The 23818-nt window shown below is 67.5% G+C and carries 20 protein-coding genes and 1 pseudogene; 7 read left to right on the forward strand and 14 right to left on the reverse strand.

Translation table 11 applies throughout. From position 1 onward, the window contains the following. Positions 1–672: 672 nt before the first annotated feature. A complete protein-coding gene (locus A3ES_RS0143900) occupies positions 673–2583 on the reverse strand; it encodes an elongation factor G (protein ID WP_020393203.1) in 1911 nt (636 codons plus the stop codon). Between the two features lie 192 nt (positions 2584–2775). Here A3ES_RS0143900 and A3ES_RS54810 point away from each other — a divergent pair, with 192 nt between their 5' ends. Then, positions 2776–2922, forward strand: coding sequence for a helix-turn-helix domain-containing protein (locus A3ES_RS54810; RefSeq protein WP_020393204.1), 147 nt, complete (start codon positions 2776–2778; stop codon positions 2920–2922). A gap of 94 nt (positions 2923–3016) precedes the next feature. Here A3ES_RS54810 and A3ES_RS0143910 read toward each other — a convergent pair whose 3' ends face one another. From A3ES_RS0143910 to A3ES_RS0143940, 7 genes are all read right to left on the reverse strand, one after another. Then, positions 3017–3943 carry a 4-(cytidine 5'-diphospho)-2-C-methyl-D-erythritol kinase gene (locus A3ES_RS0143910; RefSeq protein WP_020393205.1) on the reverse strand — a complete coding sequence of 309 codons (927 nt, stop codon included), beginning with the start codon at positions 3941–3943 and terminating at the stop codon, positions 3017–3019. Between the two features lie 9 nt (positions 3944–3952). Next, positions 3953–4771, reverse strand: a complete 819-nt coding sequence (gene rsmA, locus A3ES_RS0143915; RefSeq protein ID WP_020393206.1) for a 16S rRNA (adenine(1518)-N(6)/adenine(1519)-N(6))-dimethyltransferase RsmA — start codon at positions 4769–4771, stop codon at positions 3953–3955. A gap of 87 nt (positions 4772–4858) precedes the next feature. Then, positions 4859–5980, reverse strand: a complete 1122-nt coding sequence (locus tag A3ES_RS56870; RefSeq protein ID WP_020393207.1) for a resuscitation-promoting factor — start codon at positions 5978–5980, stop codon at positions 4859–4861. 220 nt (positions 5981–6200) lie between these two features. After that, positions 6201–6815 carry a nitroreductase family protein gene (locus A3ES_RS0143925; RefSeq protein WP_020393208.1) on the reverse strand — a complete coding sequence of 205 codons (615 nt, stop codon included), beginning with the start codon at positions 6813–6815 and terminating at the stop codon, positions 6201–6203. Continuing rightward, on the reverse strand, positions 6815–7729 hold the full coding sequence (locus A3ES_RS0143930) for a TatD family hydrolase (protein ID WP_020393209.1): 915 nt from the start codon (positions 7727–7729) through the stop codon (positions 6815–6817). The genes A3ES_RS0143925 and A3ES_RS0143930 overlap by 1 nt, the downstream gene beginning before the upstream one ends. Positions 7730–7761: 32 nt before the next feature. After that, positions 7762–10044 (reverse strand): hypothetical protein, encoded by a 2283-nt coding sequence (locus tag A3ES_RS0143935; protein ID WP_237745216.1) that lies wholly within the window; start codon positions 10042–10044, stop codon positions 7762–7764. A gap of 27 nt (positions 10045–10071) precedes the next feature. Continuing rightward, the gene (locus A3ES_RS0143940; protein WP_020393211.1) at positions 10072–10500 is read right to left on the reverse strand and encodes an SRPBCC domain-containing protein; all 429 of its coding nucleotides are present in this window, start codon (positions 10498–10500) and stop codon (positions 10072–10074) included. A 175-nt stretch (positions 10501–10675) separates the two neighbouring features. On the opposite strand from A3ES_RS0143940, the gene A3ES_RS50535 reads away from it, so the two are divergent. Further along, a complete protein-coding gene (locus A3ES_RS50535; protein WP_083934092.1) occupies positions 10676–12853 on the forward strand; it encodes a discoidin domain-containing protein in 2178 nt (725 codons plus the stop codon). Here A3ES_RS50535 and A3ES_RS0143950 read toward each other — a convergent pair. Continuing rightward, complete coding sequence (locus A3ES_RS0143950) at positions 12825–13742, reverse strand: helix-turn-helix domain-containing protein (RefSeq protein WP_020393213.1); 918 nt, start codon at positions 13740–13742, stop codon at positions 12825–12827. The two genes, A3ES_RS50535 and A3ES_RS0143950, sit on opposite strands and share 29 nt — an antisense overlap. A 76-nt stretch (positions 13743–13818) precedes the next feature. Between A3ES_RS0143950 and A3ES_RS50540 the strand changes: the two genes are divergently transcribed. From A3ES_RS50540 to A3ES_RS0143975, 5 genes are read left to right on the forward strand one after another with little or no spacing between them, the layout of a single operon-like run. Beyond that, positions 13819–15147, forward strand: coding sequence for a glycoside hydrolase family 36 protein (locus A3ES_RS50540; RefSeq protein WP_020393214.1), 1329 nt, complete (start codon positions 13819–13821; stop codon positions 15145–15147). Continuing rightward, on the forward strand, positions 15140–16051 hold the full coding sequence (locus A3ES_RS0143960; protein WP_202806730.1) for a carbohydrate ABC transporter permease: 912 nt from the start codon (positions 15140–15142) through the stop codon (positions 16049–16051). Before A3ES_RS50540 ends, A3ES_RS0143960 begins: the two co-directional genes overlap by 8 nt. A gap of 10 nt (positions 16052–16061) precedes the next feature. Then, the gene (locus A3ES_RS0143965) at positions 16062–16874 is read left to right on the forward strand and encodes a carbohydrate ABC transporter permease (RefSeq protein WP_020393216.1); all 813 of its coding nucleotides are present in this window, start codon (positions 16062–16064) and stop codon (positions 16872–16874) included. 12 nt (positions 16875–16886) lie between these two features. Continuing rightward, positions 16887–18182, forward strand: coding sequence for an ABC transporter substrate-binding protein (locus A3ES_RS0143970; RefSeq protein WP_157631072.1), 1296 nt, complete (start codon positions 16887–16889; stop codon positions 18180–18182). Then, positions 18179–19087, forward strand: coding sequence for a phytanoyl-CoA dioxygenase family protein (locus tag A3ES_RS0143975; protein ID WP_020393218.1), 909 nt, complete (start codon positions 18179–18181; stop codon positions 19085–19087). Before A3ES_RS0143970 ends, A3ES_RS0143975 begins: the two co-directional genes overlap by 4 nt. Positions 19088–19781: 694 nt before the next feature. On the opposite strand, the gene A3ES_RS0143985 is transcribed toward A3ES_RS0143975, so the two are convergent. The 5 genes and pseudogenes from A3ES_RS0143985 to A3ES_RS50550 all read right to left on the reverse strand — a co-directional run. Further along, positions 19782–21206 (reverse strand): ATP-binding protein, encoded by a 1425-nt coding sequence (locus A3ES_RS0143985; protein ID WP_020393220.1) that lies wholly within the window; start codon positions 21204–21206, stop codon positions 19782–19784. Between the two features lie 89 nt (positions 21207–21295). Continuing rightward, positions 21296–22867: a methionine--tRNA ligase gene (metG, locus tag A3ES_RS0143990; protein ID WP_020393221.1), complete on the reverse strand. Its 1572-nt coding sequence runs from the start codon at positions 22865–22867 to the stop codon at positions 21296–21298. Positions 22868–22910: 43 nt separating this feature from the next. Continuing rightward, positions 22911–23213: a DUF5680 domain-containing protein gene (locus A3ES_RS50545; RefSeq protein ID WP_020393222.1), complete on the reverse strand. Its 303-nt coding sequence runs from the start codon at positions 23211–23213 to the stop codon at positions 22911–22913. A gap of 32 nt (positions 23214–23245) precedes the next feature. After that, a complete protein-coding gene (locus A3ES_RS57390) occupies positions 23246–23380 on the reverse strand; it encodes a hypothetical protein (protein ID WP_420323168.1) in 135 nt (44 codons plus the stop codon). Continuing rightward, positions 23377–23818, reverse strand: a pseudogene (locus A3ES_RS50550) (hypothetical protein); the annotation flags it as partial. The gene A3ES_RS57390 and the pseudogene A3ES_RS50550, both read right to left, overlap by 4 nt.

Raw genomic sequence — 23818 nt, forward strand, 5'->3', positions numbered from 1 at the left:
GCCCCGCCCCCAGGAAGGACCCACCACCCGCCCGAACGAACACCCTCCGCAACCCACAGCTCCCACCCGGGGCCAGCCACATGATCCACTCCCGGGCAGATGCGTCAAGGACGCCTCCGGCGCCGCTCCGCGGGCGCTACGCGCTCCTTGACCCACCCACCCGCTCACGGAAACCGGCAGCTGTCCGGGCAGGCAGCACACCCCACCACGCCCAAAACCACACCAACCAACCACTTGCCACCCCGAAACGATGCAGGTAAGTCGCCGCTCACCCCCAGCAGCGCACCACCTTGGGCACCCGTCAGGCACGCGCACGCCGAATCGACGCCTGGCGGGTGCTCAAAGTCACCAGCCACCCCCAGCTGTGCACCACCTTGGGCACGGGGCAGGCATGCGCTCTCCGGATCGGTGCCTGGCGGGTGCTCAAAGTCACCAGCCCGTACGCCGAAACGCCGGGCCGGCGCGAGCCCGGCGTACGAGACGAAGCGTTGATCCAGGTGGCGACCTTGAGCACCCGCCAGCCAACCGGCGCCCCGATCGATCCCTGGCCGGTGCCCAAGGTCGCCACCCACCCCCAGCACCGCACCACCTTGGGCACGGGGCAGGCACGCGCTTGCTGGATCGGTGCCTGGCGGGTGCCCAAAGTTGGGGCTGGGTGGCGGGTGAGGGTGGCTATGTCTGGTTGAGGTGGAGCAGGTACTCCTTTTGGTTCAAGGGGTTGCCGTCGGTGCGGGGGCGGGTGGGTGGGGTGCCGGGGAGGGGGTGGTAGCCGTCGAAGGTGGTGAGGAGGACTCCTTCGCCGTGGGTGAGGCCGGGGAGCTGGGCTTCGAAGGCGTGGACGCGGCCTACCGGGATCCGGCCGGTCAGTTGGGCCTGGTCCACTCCGATCGTGGTGTCGTCGACGATCGCGGCCGCCTCGGCGAGCTTGCCCAGTACGGGTGAGACCGCGTCCGGCGGCAGCTCGAGTTCGAAGGTGTTGACCGGCTCGTGGACTCGGGTGTCCGCCTGTTGGAGCGCCTGCATGAGGACCAGTGGTACGAGTCGCCGGAAGTCCGCTGCGACGGTCGTCACCGAGGAGTACTGGGTACGGATGAGGTCAACCCGGCAGTCGACCACCTCCCACCCGTACAGCCCCTGCCTGAGTGCGGTCCGCGCGGTCTCCTCGATCGCCGTGTGGAATGCTCGCGGGAGTCCGCCGAGCTCAACCTCCAACCGGTAGTCGATGCCCGTACCGACCGGCGCCGGCGAGATGCGGAAGCCAACGCCCGCGTCCCACTGGTTGCCGGGGTCGCCGAACTCCCGGACCGCAGTACCGACTCCGATCGGACGCTCGACGTGGATCGGCGTCGTCTCGCTGAAGGTCACCGCCAGGCCGTAGTCGCTCTCCAGCAGCGCTGCGATGACCTCCTTCTGGACCTCGCCGTAGAGGTTCACCGAGATCTCCTGCTGCAGCGGGTTCTTGCGCACCCGGATCAGCGGATCCTGCTCAGCAAGCTGCTGCAACGCCTGGAACAGCTTCACCCGATCCTGAGCGCTCACGACCGTCTCCAGCGTCGGCGGCGCGAAGAGCTGCCCGGCCCGCCCGGTCGGAGTACCGAGCTGATCACCGATCTGCACCTGCTTGAGCCCGCGCAGCGCGACGATCCGCCCCGCCTCGGCACACTCGACCGGCCGCGTGCCACCCCGCTCGAACACCCGCACCGACGTCGGCTTCACCTCGTACTGCGTTCCGCCACGATGCACGTCAATCGCTTGGCGCGCGTGCAACTGTCCCGCGAACACCCGGGCCGACGCGATCTTCTCCCCCGCGGCTCCACGTTCCACCTTGAACACCGCCGCGCTCAACGGCTCCATCGGCGAACCAGTTGCGCGCGGCAACCATTCGCGGATCCCGTCGATCAGCTCGGGAACACCTTCGCCGGTCATCGCCGAACCGAAGTACACGGGCTGCACCAGCGAGCGCCGTACCTGCTCGGCCAGCTCGCGCCGATAGTCCTTCTCCGTCAGAGTGTCGTCGAGATACCCGTCGAGAAACTCATCATTGCTCTCAGCAAGCAATTCTCCAAGACCCTTGTGGACAAGCGGAAACGGCTCGTACTGCGCCACGCGGGTGCCGAGCTCCGCCACCGACCCCATCGGCAGCGCGGATGGCGTGAGGAGGCGACCGATGTCGGCCAGCAGCTCGTCGTACCGGGCACCCATCCGGTCGATCTTGTTCACGAACAGCAAGGTCGGGATGCGCAGCCGGGTGAGGGTGCGCATCAGCAGCCGGGTCTGCACCTGCACGCCCTCGACCGCGGAGATCACCAGCACGGCACCATCCAACACGGACAGCGCGCGCTCGACCTCGGCGATGAAGTCGGAGTGGCCGGGGGTGTCGATCAGGTTGACAGTCAGGTCGGCGAGCTCGAACGAGACCACGGCCGAACGGATCGTGATCCCGCGCCGGCGTTCCAGCTCCATCGAGTCCGTGCGGGTACTGCCGTCGTCCACGCGGCCGACGTGGTCGATCACGCCCGCTGCGTACAGCAGGCGTTCGGTCAGGCTGGTCTTACCGGCGTCGACATGCGCCAAAATGCCCATCGTCAGGGTGTTCAAAGGTCCTCGCGGGTGCGTCGCAGCGATCAGGAGTGATGGCGTAGACCGACGCTCGGCGCATCTGGAGCTCCTTCGAACGATGCTGGGACCAATGACGGTTTCTGACGATAGCCTGCCGGGCAGCACCGGGCGACCGAGTTTCTGCGAGAGACCGGGTTTCTGCGAGAGGACGGGCCGATGGATTTCGCGAAGCTGCTCCAGCGGCACCGCAAAGCTGCCCACCTGACCCAGCAGGCGCTGGCGGAGAAGGCCGGGATGAGCCTCGCGGCCGTTGCCGGAGGAGCCTCACTCGCTTGCGCCTCCCCAACCCCGATGCGCGCATAGCTGACAACGGCGCTCGACATGGGGCGACATCGTTCCGGCCTGCCGACATTGCGTCTTCCTCTCGGCAGGGCGCGGCCGGCCAGGGAGCCGGGTACTACCGCGAGACAGCCGCCGGCAAGACCCGGGCGCCTGGTACTGGGCCTTCGGCTTGGCGGACCATTCGGCAGAGGCCGGATTCGGCTAGTTCTACGGCTAGGTCAACCGCTTGACGGCTGTCGGCGGCGAGGAAGAGGCAGGTGGGGCCGGAGCCGGAGATCATCGCGGCGAGGGCGCCCTGGTCCAGGCCGAATTGGAGGGTGGCGGAGAGTTCCGGGCGGAGGGACAGGGCCGCGGCCTGCAGGTCGTTGCTTAGGGCAATGGCCAGAGCTGCCGGTTGGCCCGAGAGGAGAGCTGAGAGGAGTTCAGGCCGGACTTCCGGGGCCTCGACGCGGCGGAGCGGGCGGAGGCGGTCGAGTTCCTTGTAGACGGCCGGTGTCGGCAGGCCGCCTTCGGCGATGGCGAAGACCCAGTGGAAGGTGCCGCGTGACAGCACCTCGGTGACCTGCTCGCCTCGTCCCCGGCCGAGCGCCGTGTGGCCGACGAGGCAGAACGGTACGTCGCTGCCCAGGTCGGCCGCGATGCGTTCCAGCTCGGACTGCGCCAAACCCAGTCCCCACAGCCGGTTGCAGGCCACCAGCGTCGCGGCGGCGTCCGTGGAGCCGCCGGCCATTCCGCCCGCGACCGGGATGGTCTTGCGGATGGTGAGATCGACGCCATCTTCGACGTCGTACTCCGCTTGCAACGTCCGCGCGGCGCGCACGGCGAGATTCGAGCTGTCGGTCGGTACGTCGTCCGCGAAGTCGCCGATCACCTCGACGGTGACCTCGGCGTCGTCGCGCAGGGTCGCCGTGACGTCGTCGTACAGGGCAACGGCCTGGTACACCGTGGCGAGCGGGTGGAAACCGTCCGGGCGCGGCGGGCCGACGGACAGACCGAGATTGATCTTGGCCGGCGACCGGACCGTGACCTGATGTGCTGACACGGGCACAGGCTAATGCCCAGCCCCTGCAATCGCGGCGAACTGCTCGATGCCGAGCATCTCGCCGCGCAAAGACGGGTCGATCCCGGCGGTGGCGAGGACGGCGTCGAGGCGTTCGCGCTCGGGCATCCAGCGGGCCAGCGCCGAGCGGACCGTCTTGCGGCGCTGCGAGAACGCCGCCTCGATCACGGCGAACACCTCTTCGCGTGACGCCGGCGTCGACGGTGGCTCGCGGCGGGAGAAGGCGACCAGGCCGGAGTCGACGTTCGGGGCCGGCCAGAAGACGTTCCGGCCGATCGGGCCGGCGCGGCGCACCTCGGCGTACCAGGCGGCCTTGGCGGACGGTATGCCGTACGTGCGGGAGCCGGGCGGTGCCGCGAGCCGGTCGGCCACCTCGGACTGGACCATCACGAGCCCGTGGCGCATCGACGGCGAGATCGCCAGCAGATGCAGCAGGACGGGGACGGCGACGTTGTACGGCAGGTTGGCGACGCACGCGTCAGGTTCACCGATATCGGCCGGTACGACGTTCATCGCGTCGGCCTCGACCACGGTCAGCTGAGCAGCCTGGTTCGGCGCGTACTCCGCGATCGTGGCCGGCAGCGCTCCGGCCAGCACCGGGTCGATCTCGACCGCGGTGACCCGGTGGCCCTCGGCAAGCAATGCCAGCGTCAGAGAGCCGAGGCCCGGCCCGACCTCGAGCACCGTCTCACCGTCCGCGGACAGCTCCGCGGCGCGGACGATCCGGCGGACCGTGTTCGGGTCGATGACGAAGTTCTGGCCGCGCTGCTTGGTCGGGCGAACCCCGAGCCGGGCAGCCAGTGAACGCACTTCCGCCGGACCGAGAAGCCTCGGTCCGGCGGAAGTGGATGAATCAGCGCTGGTCACAGGCGCCAGTCTTGCAGAGAAGACTCAGGATCAAGCCCTCTTGCCGCAGACGGGCCAGTCACCGTAGCCGCCGCGGGCCGCGCGCACCTTCTCGGCGATCGCGATCTGCTGCGCCTTGGACGCCAGGTGCGCGTTCTCGGCGTACGCCGTACCGCCGTAGGCCGCCCAGGTCTGGTGCCCGAACTGCAGGCCGCCGTAGTACCCGTTGCCGGTGTTGGTCGACCAGTTGCCGCCCGACTCGCACTCGGCGATCCGGTCCCAGGCGCCGGCGTTGCCGGTGGCCGGGGGCTCTGTGTCGGTGACGGGCTCTTCGGGCTTCGGCTTGGTGCCGACCGTGACGAGCTCGTCGACGGGCAAGGTGTCCACGTCGCTGGAGACCAGCTTCTTGCTCGACAGCTTGCCGTCGAGGTAGGTCACCAGGTACTTGACCGTCTTGGAGCCGGCCACGCCCTTCGCGGTGGTCTTGGTCTCGCCCTCGAGCAGCGTCGCAGACTTGGTTTCCTTCTTCGCGAAGGCGATCGCCTGCTTCTCGCTGATCGTGCGGGTGTCGACCTTGACCACGACGACCTTGGTCAGGCTGCCCGGCTTCAGCACGGTGGCCACGGCCGGGACGATCCGGTCGTTGGCGTCGTACGGGATCTTGGCGCTGGTCAGCGCCTCGCCCACGGTCGACGCCATCGACTTCACCGCGACGGCCTTGCCCAGCCGGACGATCTGCAGGGTCTTGGGGGTGCGAACGGTCAGCTCCAGGCCTTCGCGCCCGATCGGCGCGCTCCGGCTGGTGGAGAAGACGGCACCGTCATAACGCAGGCCGAGGTCGGTCATCGCCTCGCTGAGGCTGTCCGCCGTGGTCCAGAAGGTCTTCTTCGAGCCATCCGCGGTGACGGTCAGCGGGCGGCCGTACTGCACCGCGATCTCCTGCCCGTCCTGCAGCTTGGCATCCAGCGAAGGGGCCACCACGTCGCGCTCGCCGACCTGGATCTTCTTCGCCTTCAGGGCGTCGCCGACGGTCGAGCCGAAGGTATGGACCTTCTGCACCTGGCCGTCGATGGACAAACTCACGGTCTTGCTCTTGGACGCATAGGCCACGGAGCCGCCCACGACGGCGAACACGGCCGTGGCACCCACAGCCGCGATGATGGACTTACGCACTAATGCTCCCAGGTAGAGCTACCCGGGCACGGGGTGGGACAGCACAGGCGCAAGGCCGCGTATGCCGGGGTTACAGGGCCCGGAAACCACGGTCCTCCGCCGAGGGGCGTGCTGCCCGGAACCTTCCCCGATCCCGGCCAATATCACGAGACAGTAACGAAGAAGTCGCGAGAGCGCCAATCCCCTGGTCGGCGAGTCGCAAAAAGGTGTAACGGGCCATTCACACCTGGTGACGACCCCAGTGCCCGCGATGCACCACTTCGGCAGTACTGCGACGCCCTCGCTTGAGCGATGGCGACCGCTTGTCGGGGGCCCGGTAGCCGATCGAAATGACCCCGATCGGGTCGAACCCGTCCGGTACGCCGAACTCCTCCTTGAGTCGCCCGACCTTGTCCGCCGGAGGCCCGAAAAGGCAAGCACCCAAGCCTTCGTCGACCACCGTCTGCAGCATCAGCAGCGCCGCCATACCGGTGTCGATGTACCAGTACGGCGCCGTCCAGTGCTTCTCGTCGCGGTCGGTCCAGCCCTTGTCCGGCTCGGTGTACCGGTCGAGGTAGGCGTCCTTGTGCGCGAAGGCGAAGATCAGCAGCGGCGCGCGGCGCAGCCCTGTGATCCACTCCACATATTTCTCGTCCGGATCCTCGGCCGCGATCCGCCAGTACCGGTCCCGATCGTCCCCTTCGAGGGTCAGGAACGCCCAGCCCTGGCTGAACCCGCCGGAGGGAGCCCGAAGACCGTTCTCCAGGATCCGCTCGCGGATCTCCTCGGGCACCGGCCGGTCCGGGTCGTAGTTGCGAACCATGCGGCGACGGCGGACGACCTCACTGAACTCCATTACCAGGAACCACCGAAGGCTCGGTTGGAGTTGTCCGACAGGGCCTGGCAGAGCTCGGCGACCGAGATGTTCAGGACGCCGGCCATCTTCCGGACCGTGTGCGGGATCAGGTACGACGCGTTCGGCTGCCCGCGATGCGGCGACGGCGTCAGGTACGGCGCGTCCGTCTCCACCAGGACCCGGTCCAGCGGCGTCACGGCGAGCGCGTCCCGCAGCGACTGGGCGTTCTTGAACGTGATCACGCCGGCGAAACTCAGGAAGGCGCCCCGGTCGGCGCACTTGCGGGCGAACTCGGTGTCGCCGGAGAAGCAGTGCATCACCACCCGGTCCGGCATGCCCTCGCGATCCAGGATGGCCAGGATGTCGTCGTGCGCGTCCCGGTCGTGGATCATCAGCGTCTTGTCCAGCCGCTTCGCCAACTCGATGTGCGCCGCGAACGACGCGTGCTGCGCGGCCCGGCCGTCCTCACCGGTCCGGAAGTAGTCCAGCCCGGTCTCGCCGATCACCCGGACCTTCTCCGACGAAGAGGCCAGCCGCTCGATCTCGGCCAGCGCACTGTCGAGCTGACCGGCTGCCTGCAGCTTGGGAGCCTCGTTCGGATGCAGCGCAACGCCGGCGATCAGGTTCGGGTACTGCTCCGCGGCCTCGACAGCCCAGACCGCGCCCGGCAGATCGCAACCCACCTGGACGATCCGGGTGACCCCGACCGACGTGGCCAGCTTGATCGCCTCGGCCGCGGCCAGCCAGTTGCCGTCCTCGCCGTCGGCGATGTCCAGGTGGCAGTGCGCGTCGACCACACTCATCGGCAACGGATCCGGTACTGCGGGCCGGCTGCGGTCACGTGACCGGCCGTCCTCTCCGATGGCAGCACGTTCCCGCGTCGGGCGTTCGACCTCCACACCGTCGGTAGACATAGGCCCCAGCCTACTGACCGCCACCGACTGCTTTAGTTGAGCCGGTAGATCCGGATGTCCTGGTTGCGGTAGATCGGGATGGCGAGCTGATCCAGTTTCGGCGAGACCGGTCCGGCGCGCAGGTCGGCGATGATCAGCGTCACGCCGACGTCGCCGGCCAGCTTCGCGAGGTGTTTCTCGGACGGCTTCTCGACCGCGATCCGGCTGTCCAGCACGCGATCCGGCCACGGCGACTGCTGCAGCAGGAAGCTTCGCCGGTGATCAGTAGCCGCCAGGTTGGCCGGCGCATAAGCCCAGCCACCCATCCACAGCTGCACGCCACTCAGCCCCGACATCCAGTACGCGTCGTCCGGGCAGCCCGGCCGGTACGGCGCCGGCATGCAGAACACGTTACTGACGGCCACATCATTGGGCTTGAGCTGGGTGCGCAGCCAGAGCATCGCGCTCTGCTCTTCCTTGGTCAGGTACGTCCGCCACTCGATATTCGGCGGCGGCAACGGCCTCGTCGCATCCCGCAACGCATCCCCGAGCACGATGAACTGCACCGGAAGGCTGGCCGCCACAGTCAGCACAATCACCTGTACTGCGGCCGAAGCAGCCTGCCGCGTCCGGTTGACGCCCACAATCACAATCGCCCCGACCGCGGCCAGCACCCCGAACGGCGCCAGCAACCCAGCAGCAGCTCGCGCGACGGTGTGGGTCTCGGTGTCGGTAGGCCAGAACAGATAGAGCGCGATCGCGGTGACGAGCCCGGCCCCGGCCGCCACCACGAGATCCCTGGGCCGCGCCTGCCCGGCCAGATTGACGCCGACGGCAACCACTCCGACCATCCCGAGCGCCAGGATCGCCCCGAGGAAGTGGTACTCCGAATAGCCCGTGTGCGAGAACACCAGCGTCACCCCGGTACCGGCCGCAACGCATCCACCGATCCACCAGTACGCCGGATCGCGGCGTACCGGTGACAGCTTCAACCCGAGCAAGGTGAGCAACCGGGGCGCATCGACCAGGAGGTAGTAGGTGACCAGCACTACCGCGAACAGGATCATCCGGGCGTCACCGTGCTCCAGCGACGGCAACACCCAGTTGCCTGTGGCCGGTACGGTCTTGTCGCCGGTGACGGCCTGGTAGTACGGCTGCACTCGAAGCGCAGCCAGCAACTGGAAGCGGCTACCACCTGTACTACCGGTCAGCGCGAACGACGACGCCAGCAGGAACGTCGCGGCGACCCCGGCGAGCGCGGCCATCCGCCAAGGAGCCTGGCGTTCCGCGACCCAGGCGAAACCGCCAGCCAAGAGGCAGCCGACCACCATGATCGGCAGCAAGGTCGGCTTCGTCCCGGTCGCCAGGGCAAGCATCAGGACCATCGCGACCCACACCCCCGGCCCCGCTTGGCGTCGCAGGATCAGGACGGTCGGCCCGACCAGCCCCAGCATCACGACCGCGGCCATCGTGCCGGTAGGTCCCTGCACCACCTGCGCCGCCGACATGTTGGCGGTGGGAGTGTCGACCAGTTGGACAGCACCTGGCAGTACTCCAGCGAGAGCACCGGCGACCGGCGCCGCCCACGCGCGCTCGCTGAGCAGTTCCCCCGCCGCCCAGCCGGCCAGGACCAGCGTGAGCAGCATCGTCAACGGCCATTGGTGGATGAGCACCTGCGGCGGCCGGACGTCGGCCATCACCGAGCCGCTGGCCATCGAGGCGGTCGCGAACCAGTGATAGATCAGCGGCTCACCCAACACCCAGGGGTCGGCCGGTGTCACGTCGCGAAGCAGTTGCTGGACCAGGCCGAGCTGGTACCAGATGTCCTGGTGGCGAGTCGCCGCGATCGGCGGCAGCGGGACCGGTCGCAACAGCACGACCACGGTCCGGACCATCGCCAGCAGCAGGCTGGACACCAGCAGCACGTGCCACCAGCGAGGCGGCGCCGGGCTGGTACCCCGCCAGCCGAGGTGCGGCCGGAGCGTCGGACTGGCCGCGAAGACCACTAGCAGCCCGGCGACGAAGGCCCATTGGAGGAGGGGGACGCCGAGCGCAGTACAGACGGCCCAGACCGCCAGTTGCCAGGCGAGGCCAAGGACCGCGCCGAAGCCGAGGTCTTGGGTCAGTGATCGGCCGCCGGCCAGGGCGCGCCACAGCAGCGTGCCGGGCAGCAGAACGGCGATCAGCCAGGTCAGCAACCAGCGGATGCTCTCTCCCGGCGAGTCCCCGATCCGGACCAGCAGCAGGACCGCACTGACCGGCACGATCAGCCACCACCCGACCAGCCCGACCCCGGGCCGTAATCGAGTGGTCACTGTCGGAATCGTCCCCGTCATCCGGCAATGATGACGGGTGGTGTATGACTACTGCTCTTCGGCTGCCTCTTTCACGCCTTTGACGAGCATTTCCCACATGCCGCGGGAGTGGTCGGCCTCCTCCTGGCTGCCGTTGTTGTCCTGGCTCAGCGACAGCCGCGTACCGCTCTCGCTGGGCGACAACTCATAGGTGAGCGTGTGGTAGTTCTCCGGTACGTCGGGCTGCCCACCCAGCGGGCTGTAGTGGGTCACCTTGAGCAGCCGGGCCTTCTCCACCGCGAGGATCTCGCCCTTGTCGGTGTACTCCTTGCCTTCGTACACGCCTTCCCAGGTGATCGGGCTGCCTTCCTGCCAGTCGGTCTTCACCTCGGCGCCGAACATGAACTTCCTGATCTGCTCCGGGTCGGTCAGCACGTCCCAGACCTGCTCGGGCGAAGCGCTGATCTCGGTCTCCGCGGTGGCCACGTAATCGGCCATGGTGTCCAACTCCCGTCGATCTGCTTTTCGCCGACCGTACAACGGGGCGTCGTGCAGGTCTTGTAGAAAAGCGTCACCACAGCCGGATCGTGCTGGAACTCAGCAACACAGGTGATGTCGGGGGTGCCGTCCGGCTGGCTAGCGTCTCGGTACCCGCTCGACGACAGGAGCAACCATGCCCAGGAAGCCCCGACTCAGCGCCGTTCTCGCCTTGGCGGGCGTGCTGCTGACCACCGCCGTCGCAGTACCCACCGAGGCGGCCGCCGCGCCGATCCCCGTGCAACTGCTCAGCCTCACCGACCTGCACGGCTACCTGTCCGAGACGGAGAACCTGACCATCGCCGGCCCGTCGGGCAGTCTCGCCGTCGGCGGCGCGGCGTACCTGAAGGCGCATCTGGACAAGCTCCGGGCCGGGCAGCCGAACAGCTTCCTGATCGGGTCGGGCGACCAGTTCAGCGGCTGGCCGGACTACACCCAGGCCTTCGCGAACGAGCCGACGATCGAAGTACTGAACGCGTTCGGGATGGACTTCGATGTCGCGGGCAACCACGAGTTCGACCGGGAACTGCCGTTCCTGCGGCGAATGGTGACGGGCGCGTGTTACGGCAAGCCCGGCTTCGACACCTGCTTCCCGGACTCGACCGGTCGGCCGTTCCACGGCACCGACTACGCCTATCACGCAGCCAACGTCGTGAATGCCGACTCGAAACAGCCAGTACTCCCGCCGTACTGGATCGCGCAGGCGGGTACGGCGCGGATCGGCGTCATCGGGCTCGGATTCCCCGGTACGCCGACGGAGACCCTGTCCATCAAGCAGGCCGGCCTGGAATTCCAGGGGCTCGTCGAGGCGGCCAACCGCGCCGCAGCCGAACTCAAGGCGCAAGGCGTCAACGCGATCGCTGTCAGCATCCACGAAGGCGGCCAGCAGGGCGGGCTGTTCAACGACTGCAAGAACCCGACCGGGCCGATCTTCGACGCCGCGCGAGCGATGTCACCCGATATCGACGTCATCCTCGGCGGCCACTGGCACACCGCCTTCAACTGCATGATCCCCGACCCGAACGGCGTACCGCGGCCCGTCCTGGAGGCGTCCAACCACGGCCGGCTGCTCGGCGAAGTCAACCTCTCCCTCGACCCGGCGACCGGCGAAGTGATCCGCTCGGCAACCAAAGCCGCCAACCACGCGGTCACCAAGGACCTCACGCCCGACCCGGCCGTCCAGAAGATCGTGAAGTACTGGATGGACAAGTGGAAGGTTCGGCAGGGCCAGCCGCTGGCCAAGCTCGACCGCGATCTCGACTTCTCGAAGACCGCGGAGAGCCGCACCGGCAACCTGGTCGCTGATCTCTATCGCTCCGAGGCCGCCCACACCGCTGACGGTGCCGCCGACTTCGCGCTGGTGCCCGCCGACCTGGGTGTCGATGTGATCGCGGCTGGGCTCAAGGCCGGCACTGTCCCATTCGGCGCTGCCTGGCCGGTCGTCGGGATCTCCCCCATCACCACGCTGGCGCTCAAGGGCTCGACCGTCGAGGAAATCCTCGAGCAGCAATGGATTCCACCGGCGTACGGGTGCCGGCGCTTGTCCTCGCTCGCCGTCTCCGACCAGGTCCGCTACACCTATGACCTGGGCAAGCCGGTGGGCGATCGGGTCGATCCGGCGAAGGTGTTCATCCGTGGCAAGCGGTTGGAGCTCGGCAAGACCTATCGGGTGGCGACCAGCGCGGCGATGCCCTTGCATGGAACGCAGTACGGGTATCCGGGTTTCGGGCAGTACACGGATCTCGTCCGGGCGCCGCGGATGGGCCAGGAGGTCTTCCTGAACCACCTGCGGAGGAGCCAGTCGATCACGGCGCCAGCGCTCGGTCGGGTGACAGCGATCCCGGGTACTCCGCCGCCGGTCGACGGTCCGTTCGGTCCGTTGACGCTGTTGCCGCAGAACGAGATGACGGCCACGGCGACCAGCCAGGGCTCGGCCAGCTACAGCGCCGCGGCTGCGCTCGACGGCAGTTGCACGACGATGTGGCACTCCAACTGGAGCCCGCACGCACCGCTGCCGCAGTACATCACCCTGAACCTCGGCACGACGCGGTCGATCGAGGCGCTCGTCTACACGCCGCGCCAGGACGCCGCAGTACCGAATGGACGGATCTCCAAGTACGACGTACAGGTGAGTGCCGACGGCATCGTCTTCCAATCAGTTGCCACCGGCAACTGGGACGGCACGGTCGACGCCAAACTCGCCCGATTCCCAACCGGCACTGCGGCCCGCTACGTCCGGCTGATCGGCCTCGAAGGCGGCGCGGACTATGCGGCGGCGACCGAACTCAATATTGCTTTAACTCCGGGCTCCTGACCTCCTGCCGGTACTTCGTCGGCGAGAGCCCGAAGCGTTGCCCGAACTGCCGGCTGAAGTAGTGCGGTGACTCGAAGCCCACCGCGCGGGCGATCTGCGCCACGGACATGTCGGTCGCACCGAGCAACTCGGAGGCACGCTGGAGCCGCAGCCCGACGACGACGTTCATGATCGAGTCGCCCACCTGGTCCTTGAACAGGTGGGCGAGTCTCGACACCGATACCTGGGCCAGCCCTGCCAGGTTGGTCAGCGTGTACGGCCGGGACGGGTCGGAGGTGACCGCGTCCAGCACCAGCTGCACTCGCGAATCGAGCTGCCGGGTGTCCTTGCGCAGACTGCTCGTCGCGATCAGCAGCGCCTCCTCGATGCCGTTCATCGTCAGCTGCACCGCGAGGTTCTTCTCCAGCAGATGCAACTCGGTGTCGCCGGTGGGTGACAGGCCGGCGAGCTGCGCGTCGCGGTGCAGTCGAGCGAACGCGGACACCAGCCGGTCGGTCTCCGACGGCCGGGTGAGTCGCACGTAGGACAGCCCCGGCATTGCCTGCGGCAACGACCACCAGGCGTGCCACTCCCGCCGCGGCTGGAAGTGCGCCCACCACGTCTCCCAGTAGGTGCCGACCGTGCCGTAATCGTGCTCCGTCCCTGGGCCGACGAGCACGAGGTCGCCGTGACGGAGCGTCAGCCTGTCCCCAGCGATCTGGAACTGCCCGGTGCCACCCGCGGTGTAGAGCAGGTACCAGCTGCCGACGCCGTCCGGCCGGACCACTCGGTAGTCGCCGCCACTGTGGAAGTGCCCGGTCACCAGTTTGCTCGGCGGCGGGATCTCGCTGTACAGCTCGATCAGGACCTGGGTAGCAAGATCGTGCTCGAAATCAGCAGGCTCTGTCATAGTGCACCCTTCACGCAGGTCCTTAGATTACCCACACAACAGCAAGATCCTGTAGCCCAGTGAATCGAGGATCCCCGTGGGTTTCGTCCCCGTCACCGAACTCCCCATCGACGCCGCCACCCTGGTCTTCGAACACGGCTGGCAGTCCTGGAGCCCGAGCGGCTGGTATCCCCTGACCGCCCAGCCGCCTCGGCCGACCGCGCCCAACCACCACGTGATGGCCTACCGGCCCGGGGTGAGCCAGCGAGGCTTTCAGGGTGAGGGGCTGCTGGCTGTTGCTACCGGCAAGGAAGTGACTGTGTTCGGCGCATCGTCGCCGGATCGGGTGCCGTCGATTCGCTGTGAATTGCGCGGAGACATTGCTGTGGTTTCGGCGGATGGTGACGTGACGGTTCGCGCTGGTGAGTACGGAAACGCGAACCAGGCCTTGGCTGATTGGGCTGACGGGTTCTCCGCGGCGCGTGGGTCCGTCGACCACGCAGTACGGGTGTTCGGGCCGTCGTGGTGCAGTTGGTACGGGTACTGGGGCAAGGTCACCGAGCGGGACGTGATGACCGAGGTACGGCAGTTCGACCAGCAGGACCTCAGCATCGACCTTGTTCTGCTCGACGAGGGATACCAAGCGGAGATCGGCGACTGGCTGACCCCGCGCGAAGACTTCGGCTCCACGGTCCGGCTCGCTGCCGACATCCGGTCAGGCGGCAGACGCGCCGGAATCTGGGTGGCGCCGTTCCTGGTCGGTAGCAAGAGCGAGACGGCTCGGCTGCATCCCGAGTGGCTGGTGCCCGGCATCACCGCCGGCACCAATTGGGGCCAGGATCAGCTCGTCCTGGACGTCACCCACCCCGGCGCCGCGCAACATCTCCAGGACGTGTTCACCGAGCTCTGCCGCCAGGGCTACGACCACTTCAAACTCGACTTCCTGTACGCCGGCGCCATCGAAGGCCGGCGACACGAGCAGGTCGACGGCATCGCCGCCTACCGGCACGGCCTGCGACTGCTCCGCGCGGCCGTCGGACCGAACCGGATCCTGCACGGCTGCGGCGCCCCGATCCTGCCGAGCCTCGGCCTGGTCGACTGCATGCGGATCTCCCCCGACACCGACCCGCTCGTCGACCCGCCGTCGGGCGACATCAGCCAGCCCGGCCAGCGCGGCGCCCGGTCCACCTCGATCGCGCGCGAGTTCCTGCACGGCCGCTGGTGGGCCAATGATTCCGACTGCCTGATCGTGCGGCCCGACATCCAGGACCGCGAGCGATGGGCCGATCACATCGAAGCCTCGCCGGGACTGCGGATGTCCAGCGATCCGATCGGCGCGCTCGACCCGTGGGGGCTCGATCGCACCCGGGAACTGCTCACCCCGAGCTCGCCCCGGCCCCATCCGCTGAAGGATCCCGATGCTTAAACCCGCACCCCGCCGAGGCCGCCAGGCTCAGCGGCAAAGGCAGACGCTGGCCGGCTACGCCATGCTCGCCCCCAGCCTGGTCGGCGTCCTCGGCTTCCTGCTCGCGCCGGTCCTGATCGTCATCGTGCTCAGCCTGTTCGACTGGAAGCTGCTGGCCACCCCGGAGTTCATCGGCCTCGCCAACTACCGCGAGCTCTTCAGCGACTCCGACGTCTGGCACTCCTTCCTCGTCACCCTGTACTACGTCCTGATCTGCGTGCCCGGGACAACCATCCTGTCGCTGCTGCTGTCCCTGCTGGTCAACCGCAAACTGCGCGGGATGAAGTACTTCCGCGCGCTCCTGGTGATCCCGTGGATGGCCACCCCGGTCGCGATGGGCCTGGTCTGGACCTGGATCTTCGACCCCGGCCGCGGCGCGCTGAACCAGTTCCTCGCCGTCTTCGGGATCGACGGCCCGGCCTGGCTGTCCTCGTCGTTGCTGGCGATGCCGAGCGTCGCGGCGGTGCACATCTGGCAGTTCGCCGGGTACAACATGCTCTTCTTCCTGGCCGGGTTGCAGAACATCCCGGCCGCCCTGCGCGAGGCCTCGGCGCTGGATGGCGCCTCGCCGGTCGCACACTTCTTCGCCATCACCCTGCCGCTGCTCCGGCCGACCATGCTGTTCGTGCTGATCACCAACGTGATCGGCTCGTTCCAGGCCTTCGACACGATCTTCGTGATGACCGAGGGCGGCCCCGGCAACAGCACCGAGGTGGCCACGTACCTGATCTACGACGAGGCGTTCCGCAAGTACGACTTCGGCTACGCCTCGACGATCTCGGTCCTGCTCTTCGTGGTGATCCTGGTCGTCACGATCTCCCAGTTCGTCTACTTCGAGCGTCGCACGACGTACGACTTCTCCTGAGGTGGTGACGATGTCGAGATTCCGGATCCTGCCGTACGGCGTACTGGTGGCCGGCTGCGTGTTCGCGATCTTCCCCTATTTCCTGACCCTGCTGACCGCGTTCAAGGGCCCTGGGCAACTGTTCGAGACGGCGCCGTGGGAGCCGGGCCTGCCGCCCAGCACGGCGGCCTTCGACCGGCTGTTCGCGTCGGGCTTCGGCGGATATCTGGTCAACACCGTCGCGGTCACGGCTGCGATCACGGCCGGGCAACTGCTGTTCGCAGTACTGGCTGCTTATGCGTTCGCGCGGTTGTCGTTCCCGGGGCGGGATGTCTTGTTCTGGGTCTATCTGTCGACATTGATGGTGCCGCCGGTGGTGACGATGATCCCGCTCTACCTGATGATGCAGGAGCTCGGGCTCGTCGACACCTGGGCCGGGCTGATGCTGCCGACCATGCTCGGTACGCCGTACGCGATCTTCCTGCTGCGGCAGTTCTTCCGGACCATCCCGGCCGATCTGGAAGACGCCGCGCGGATCGATGGCGCCGGCCGGGTCCGGACGCTGCTCTCGATCGTGCTGCCGCTGTCCAAGCCGATCCTCGTCACGGTCACGACGCTTGCCGTGGTCGCCAACTGGAACAGCTTCCTCTGGCCGCTCATCATCACCAGCAGCGAGGACAAGCGGCTGCTCTCGGTCGGGATCGCCTTGTTCAAAAGCGAGATCGGCGTCGACTACAACGCCGTGATGGCCGGCAGCCTGATCGCGCTGGCTCCACTGCTGGTGCTGTTCATCTTCTTCCAGCGCTTCATCGTCCGCTCGGTCGCGGTGACCGGGCTCAAGTAATTCGGAGGCATCATGTCCCGGTTCAAATCTACGCCGTCCCTGTCACGACGGACTGTGTTGCTCGGCGCGGCTGGTCTCCTCGGCGGCCTGACCGCCTGTGGCTCGTCCACCGACAAAGCGAGCAGCGGCGGTAAGACCGAACTCGTCTACCGGCTCTGGGACGAGCAGCAGGAAGTCGGCTACAAAAAGGTCTTCGAAGCCTTCACGGCCGAGAACCCGGACATCACCGTCCGGATGGAGGTGCTGCCCTGGGACCAGTACTGGACCAAGCTCACCACCGAACTCGCCAGCGGCAAGGCGCCGGACGTCTTCTGGCTGACCGTCGAGAACTTCCCCGACCTGGCCGGCAAGGGGGTGCTCGCGCCGCTCGACGACGTGATCGCCAAGGCCGGGCTCAAGCTCGACTCGTACCACCCGAACGTCGTCCAGTCGTACAAGTTCGAGGACAAGCAGCTCGGCATGCCGAAGGACCTCGGGGTCGTCGGATTGCTCTACAACAAGGCGCTCGTCAGCAAGGCCGGCATCACGATGCCCGACCAGCTGACCTGGGCGCCGGACGGCTCGGGCAACTTCCTCGAGATCGCCCGCAAGCTGACGGTCGGCGACAAGCAGTGGGGGTTCTGTTCCTGGAACCACAGCCAGACGCAATGGCTGAACTGGATCGCCTCCAACGGCGGCAAGGCGATGGACAAGCCGTACGGCACCTTCGACTTCGCCGGACAGAAGTCGATCGAGGCGATGCAGTGGGCGCGGGACCTGATCTTCAAGTGGAAAGTCTCGCCCGACGGCACCCGGACCAACCCGCCGACCGGTCAGGCGACCGAGATGTTCTACCGCGGCGAGGTCGCGATGTTCCCGGCCAACAACGCGTTGCTGCCGTACGCGTTGCCCGAGGTGAAGTTCCCGATCGGAGTCGCCGCGCTGCCGGCCGGACCGGCCGGTCGCACTGTGGTGATCAACGGGCTGGCCGAGGTGATGTTCGCCCGCACCAAGCATCCGGACGAGGCCGGCAAGCTGATCGCCTTCCTCGGTTCGGAGAAGGCGCAGAAGCTGATGGGCGACGCGGGGTACATCATCCCCGCGCTGAACGACGCGGGCGCGGGCTACGCGGCGTACTGGAAGAAGAAGGGCATCGACGTCCAGCCGTTCCTCGACTCGGCGGCGGGCAGCACGGTGAACATGCCGATCGCCGAGGGCTGGACCGCGAAGGTTGCCGAGATCAACAAGACCGCGAACAACCTCTACCTGAACAAGACCGAAGTACCCGGTATCGCCACCACCATGGACAAGATTGGCAACGACAAGTGAAAGAGCTACTCGACTCCCTGCCCGTCGCAGACGACCCGCTGGTACTGCGCGAGCGCCTCGCCTCAGAGGGGTACCTGTTCTTCCGCGGGCTGTTGCCGGCGTCGGTGATCGACGATGTGCGCAGCCAGATCGCGCGGATCCTTGCCGACAGCCACTGGACCGCGCCTGGGTCCTCGTCCGACGAGCTGCTCGCCTCGGACCGAGCAGTAGAGGAAGGGTCAGCCGGCTTCTTCGGTGCGTACACGGCGATCCAGAGCACCGAGGCCTTTCACGCGCTCGCGATTCGGCCTGAGCTGCTGGGGCTGGCGGAGCGGCTGCTCGGGGAGGAGGCGTTCGCGCATCCGGCGCATATCTGCCGGATCGCGCCGCCGTCGCCGGGGGCCAACCCGACGCCGATCCATCAGGACTACCGGTTCATCCAGGGGTGCATCGACACGTTGACGACCTGGCTGCCGTTGAGTGCCGCTCCGCCGGAGATCGGTGGGCTTCGGGTGTTCGCCGGGTCGCCGCGGCTCGGCGTACTGCCGGTGAAGGCGTCTGACGGGCCGGGGATGATGCGGGCCGAGGCGGATGAGAACCACCCCGAGTGGCGGACCACGTCGTACCAGCCTGGTGATGTGTTGCTGTTCAGCAGCCTGACCGTGCACGGCGCGATGCCGAACATGACCCGGCAGCTGCGATTGTCGGCCGACTTCAGGTATCAGGCGGTCAGTTCACCGATGGCGGTCGACGCTTTGGGGACCGGGAAGCCGCACTACCACCCGGACGTGCCGGACTTCCCGACCCTGACCCGCGGCTGGACCTCGACGGCGAGCATCGAGATCCCGGCCGGAGTCGACTTCGTGGAGCGCTTCGATCCACGGTTGGACGACGTACCGACGCCGTCCTCCCGGTTCGCCTACTAGGGCAGGATGACGAGCTTGCCGCGGTTGTGGCCGGCCTCGCTGGTCTCGTGCGCCGCGCGTCCACGCCCTGCGGCGCGACGGCCTTGACCCGGTCGACCAGGCCGTCGCCGTACGCGATCGGGATCGCGCCGAGCTCGCGGAGGTAGTCCTGGTTGGCCTCGGACGCCGTACCGATCACGGTGGCGCCGAGGGCGACCGCGAGCTGGACGCCAACTGAGCCGACGCCACCGGCGGCGCCGTGCAGCAGCAGGGTCTCGCCTTCCTTCAGGCCGAGCTCACGCAGTACGCGGGCAGCGGTCTCACCGGCGATCGGGATGGCGACGGCCTGCTCCCACGGGAGGTCGGCCGGCTTCCTCGCGACGATGCCGGCGATCGCGTGTTCGGCGTACGAGCCACCCTGGGCCCAGCCGACGACCTCGTCGCCGACGGCGAACTCGGTCACGCCCTCACCGAGCTCGTCGACCACACCGGCCACCTCGTTCAGTTCAATGCTCCGGGATCGGCGGGTATTCCCGGCCGTCCGTCCGGACAGTTGCCCACCGTCCGAAAGGACAGGACGGGTGGACGCATCAACCGCCGTACGCCGAGGGCATGGAGTCGAGCGGGGCGCCCGAGGCGGAGACGCTGGCGAGCGCGATCCAGATCATGTAGCCTCGCGCGGCGAGGCCGCCGCGGTCTTCCACGCCACCGCGAACTAGACCGTCGCCGACCAACCCGCCAGCAGGTCCGCCGGGCCGAGAGTCGCGGCGAGCCCAGAACTGTCGAATCCCGCACGCGAGACCGCGACCAGCGGAACAGGATCGTCGGTCAGGGCCGCGCGGTGCTTGTGCAAAGCAGCGAGATCGTGTGCATCGAACCGGCTGTTCTCCAGCCACTTGATCGACCCCAGGAACAGCAGCTTCTTCGCCACCGGCTCGCGATCGGCACCGACCAGGTCGATCTCGACATCGCTGCTGCGGGTCCAGTAGCCGCCAACGACGGGTGCTGCGGGGAGTTCACCGACCGGCAGGATCCTGGCGAGCGACTCCCGTACCAGCGGCTCCACGGCCCGGCCTCGCCAGCTGGACCACTGTTCCTTGATCCGTACCAGCGTGAGGTCTCCGCGTAACCGCTCGATCTCAGCCATGTGCGGGTCGAGGAATTTCAGCCAGAACCGCAGATAGGGGTCCGCCACCCGGTACCGGCGTTCCTTCGACGGTCGCAGGGACACCGGCAACTCGGCGGCAACTACTCGCTTGTCGATCAGGACCTGCATCGCCCTGGTCAGGCTGGTGTGGTTCAGCCCACCGGCGGCTCGGGCGATATTGCTGAAGGTCCGCTCGCCGCTGCCCACCGCACGAAGGATCTCGCCACTCATCGCCTGTGGCGGGAACTCGGCAGCCAGCGATCGTTCGGCGGAGACAAGCAGGGCTGAGGTCGGATCCCCCAGCGACTTGCGGAGAAACTCCACCATCGAAGCGCCTCGCCGCCATTCCCTGCAGATCAGCGGCAAGCCCCCGGTCACAAGTGCCGCGTCCAAGGCCGCGGCCGGTTCGAGGTCGAGCATCTCCGCCAGGTCGGCCGGCGTGAGCGGTCCGACGACCATCTCCCGGCCGCGCTGATGAAACGGCCTGTCGTAGCTGTTGAGCGACTCCATCATCGAAATGTCGGAGCCAGCCAGCACAAGCAGCACGGGTTTGCGGCTGAGCAACCGATCCCACGTCCGCTGCAGGATGCCTTCGAAGGCATCGATGCGATCCATCAGATAGGGAACCTCATCGATCACCAGAACACTCGGCTGATCATCAGGCAGCAGCTCGGCCAGCAGCCGAAGCGCCGCGGGCCACTGATTCGGCATCTCCTCGGCGAAGAGCTGCCGGCCCGGCAGGGTGGAGTCCGCGACCACCTCGGCCAGCTCGGCAAGCTCACTCTCAGCCGAGCGACCTGCTGCCGTGAAGAACATCGATGGCACCTCCGACTTCCGGAGGAACTCCTCGACCAGGCTGGACTTACCGACCCGGCGGCGGCCGCGGATCAGAAGGCACTGGCCGGGCTGCACCGCACTCTTGGCTGTACGGACCTGGGCGAGGGCATCGCGGAGCACTTTGAGTTCGCGATCTCGTCCGATGAAGCGATCCATCGCTCCTCCATCCAGCGCAGACCCAAAGACTTACATTGAGGATAGTATCATTCAAGATACTATCCTCAATGTAACTATCCTGGGGTCCCTCAGGCCTCCGAGTCCGCCAGGCGGGGGAACAGGGAGTCGCCCTTGACCAGGACTGAGCCGACCGGGAGTTGGGCCCAGGTGCCGGCGTCCTGGATGCGCTGGTCGGCGAGGGGGCCGAGTTTGGCTTCGGCGCCGAGGAGGGTCCAGAGCTTGGCGGCTGTTATCGGCATCGTCGGGTTGTGCAGGACCGCGACAGCGCGCAGTACCTCGGCTGAGGTGTAGAGGATGGTGGCGAGGCGGGCCTTCTGGGACTCGTCCTTCGCGACCTTCCACGGCTCCTGCTCGGAGACGTAGCCGTTGACCGCGCCGACCAGGTCGTTGATCGCCGCCAGCGCGTCGTGGAACGCGAGGGTGTCGATCGCCTGGTCCGCCTTGGCGACCGTCTCGGCGAGCTTGTCGGCCAGCGCCTGCTCGGCCGGGCCGTGGTCCGACGGCTCGGGCAGCTCGCCGTCGAAGTACTTGGTCACCATCGCCGCGACCCGGCTGGCCAGGTTGCCCAGGCCGTTCGCGAGCTCGGAGGTGTAGACGGCGTTCAGGTGCTCCCAGGAGAACGAGCCGTCCGAACCGAACTGGATCGTGCGCAGGAAGTAGTACCGGAAGGCGTCCGAGCCGAAGTGGTCGGTGATCTCCTTCGGCGCGATCGCGGTCAGCTTCGACTTGCTCATCTTCTCGCCGCCTACCAGCAGCCAGCCGTGCGCGAAGACCTGCTTCGGTACCGCGACCTCCGCGGCCATCAGCATGGCCGGCCAGATCACCGCGTGGAACCGGAGGATGTCCTTGCCGACCAGATGCACGTCGACCGGCCAGAGCTGCTCGAACCGCTCGGGGTCGGTGCCGTAGCCCGCGGCGGTGACGTAGTTGAGCAGCGCGTCGATCCACACGTAGAGGACGTGGTCCTCGTCCCACGGGACCGGGATGCCCCAGTCGAAGGTCGACCGGGTGATCGACAGGTCCTGCAGGCCCTGCTTCACGAACGAGATGACCTCGTTGCGGGCGCTGGCCGGCGCGACGAAGTCCGGCTGCGACTCGTACAGCTCGATCAGCTTGTCGGCGTACGCCGAGAGCCGGAAGAAGTAGTTGGTCTCCGAGACCGTCTCCAGCTCGGTGCCGTGGATCATGCACCGCTGGGTGCCGTCCTCGTCGGTCCTGATGTCGGCCGGGAGCTTGAACTCCTCACAGCCGACGCAGTACAGGCCCTCGTACTCGCCCTTGTAGACGTCGCCCTTGTCGTAGAGCGTCTGCCAGAAGTCGCGGACCCGCTCGGTGTGCCGCTTCTCGGTGGTCCGGATGAAGTCGTCGTAGTCGATGTCGACGTCGACCCAGGCCGGCTTCCAGGACTCCTCGACCAGCTTGTCCGTCCACTCCTGCGGGCTCATGCCCTGTGCCTGAGCGCTGCGCATCACCTTCTCGCCGTGCTCGTCGGTACCCGTCAGGTACCACTTGCGCTCACCACGCTGAGCGTGCCAACGGGTCAGGACGTCCCCAGCCACCGTCGTGTAAGCACTACCGATATGCGGCGGCGCCGTGACGTAGTAGATCGGGGTGGTGACGTAAAAGGCCTTCTCGGACATGCCTAAAGGGTAGTGGGCGGGGTAGGGCCGATTTACCAGGGTCTCAGACGAGGATCCGGCCCCCGTGGTAGCTCAGCCGGTACGCCGTCGTCCCGGCTGCGGTCTCGATCCGCTCGGCACCCTCGACGTCGAGCACGTCCGGGGTGAGGAGGTATCCGTAGTAGTTCATGCCCCAGATCGGAGTCGGTCCCAGGCAGACGACCTCCTGCCCGGGGAAGTCGGCGCCACCGAAGTAGCTGTCGCAGTACTCAAGGTCGCCGTCGGTGAAGCGGAGATCGCCGTCGCCGACGTAGCTGGCGGCCTTGGCGCGGACGATGAAGGCTTCGAGTTCCTCGCTGGTGATCACCCCTCTTGATCTACCAGGCGGCGCCGACAGCGTTACTTGGGTGGGCGGGCGGCCAGTACTGCGTCGTACACGGTCCGTTTCGGTACGCCGAACCGCTTGGCGACGTCTGCGATCGCCTGCTTGCGCGGCGTACCGGCCTCCTCGTCGCCGCGAGCGCGGTGTGTCAGAAGGGTGGTGGTTCGTCGGGCTCAGGGGGTGGTGTTGGTTTGTGGATGAGCCCGGGGGTAGCGGGTGGTGTGGTGTAGCGGTGGCCGGTTGGTGTGGTGACTGTGGTGGAGCCGTCTGGGTTGTTGGTGGCGGCCCAGCCCCAGGCGGGGGTGTCCTTGATGACGTGGTGCAGTTCGCAGTAGTTGCGGAGGTCTGCCAGTCTCGTGACTCCGGTCTGGGCGAAGGGGACGCCGTGGTCGCGGTCGCATTCACGAGCAGCCCGGTTGCAGTTCACCCAATCGCAGACGGGGTGGGCTGCGAGCAAGGTCTCCGATACGAGCATCCCGGGGTCATGCCGCGTGGTCGAGGCCTCGAGCACGGTCCCGTTGACCGGGTCGGTCAGGATGCGCCGCCAGGTGCCGTCGGCGGCGATGCGTCGAGCCATCTCGGCAGGAATC

Source organism: Kribbella catacumbae DSM 19601, from assembly GCF_000372465.1.
Classification (GTDB): domain Bacteria; phylum Actinomycetota; class Actinomycetes; order Propionibacteriales; family Kribbellaceae; genus Kribbella; species Kribbella catacumbae.

Bases quoted from the DNA above. Each gene is read 5' to 3' on its own strand.
- A3ES_RS0143900 (WP_020393203.1), bottom strand. From the start codon at position 2,583: ATGGGCATTTTGGCGCATGTCGACGCCGGTAAGACCAGCCTGACCGAA.
- A3ES_RS54810 (WP_020393204.1), top strand. From the start codon at position 2,776: ATGGATTTCGCGAAGCTGCTCCAGCGGCACCGCAAAGCTGCCCACCTG.
- A3ES_RS0143925 (WP_020393208.1), bottom strand. From the start codon at position 6,815: ATGGAGTTCAGTGAGGTCGTCCGCCGTCGCCGCATGGTTCGCAACTAC.
- A3ES_RS0143930 (WP_020393209.1), bottom strand. From the start codon at position 7,729: ATGTCTACCGACGGTGTGGAGGTCGAACGCCCGACGCGGGAACGTGCT.
- A3ES_RS0143935 (WP_237745216.1), bottom strand. From the start codon at position 10,044: ATGACGGGGACGATTCCGACAGTGACCACTCGATTACGGCCCGGGGTC.
- A3ES_RS0143940 (WP_020393211.1), bottom strand. From the start codon at position 10,500: ATGGCCGATTACGTGGCCACCGCGGAGACCGAGATCAGCGCTTCGCCC.
- A3ES_RS50535 (WP_083934092.1), top strand. From the start codon at position 10,676: ATGCCCAGGAAGCCCCGACTCAGCGCCGTTCTCGCCTTGGCGGGCGTG.
- A3ES_RS0143950 (WP_020393213.1), bottom strand. From the start codon at position 13,742: ATGACAGAGCCTGCTGATTTCGAGCACGATCTTGCTACCCAGGTCCTG.
- A3ES_RS0143960 (WP_202806730.1), top strand. From the start codon at position 15,140: ATGCTTAAACCCGCACCCCGCCGAGGCCGCCAGGCTCAGCGGCAAAGG.
- A3ES_RS0143965 (WP_020393216.1), top strand. From the start codon at position 16,062: ATGTCGAGATTCCGGATCCTGCCGTACGGCGTACTGGTGGCCGGCTGC.
- A3ES_RS0143970 (WP_157631072.1), top strand. From the start codon at position 16,887: ATGTCCCGGTTCAAATCTACGCCGTCCCTGTCACGACGGACTGTGTTG.
- A3ES_RS0143985 (WP_020393220.1), bottom strand. From the start codon at position 21,206: ATGGATCGCTTCATCGGACGAGATCGCGAACTCAAAGTGCTCCGCGAT.
- metG (WP_020393221.1), bottom strand. From the start codon at position 22,867: ATGTCCGAGAAGGCCTTTTACGTCACCACCCCGATCTACTACGTCACG.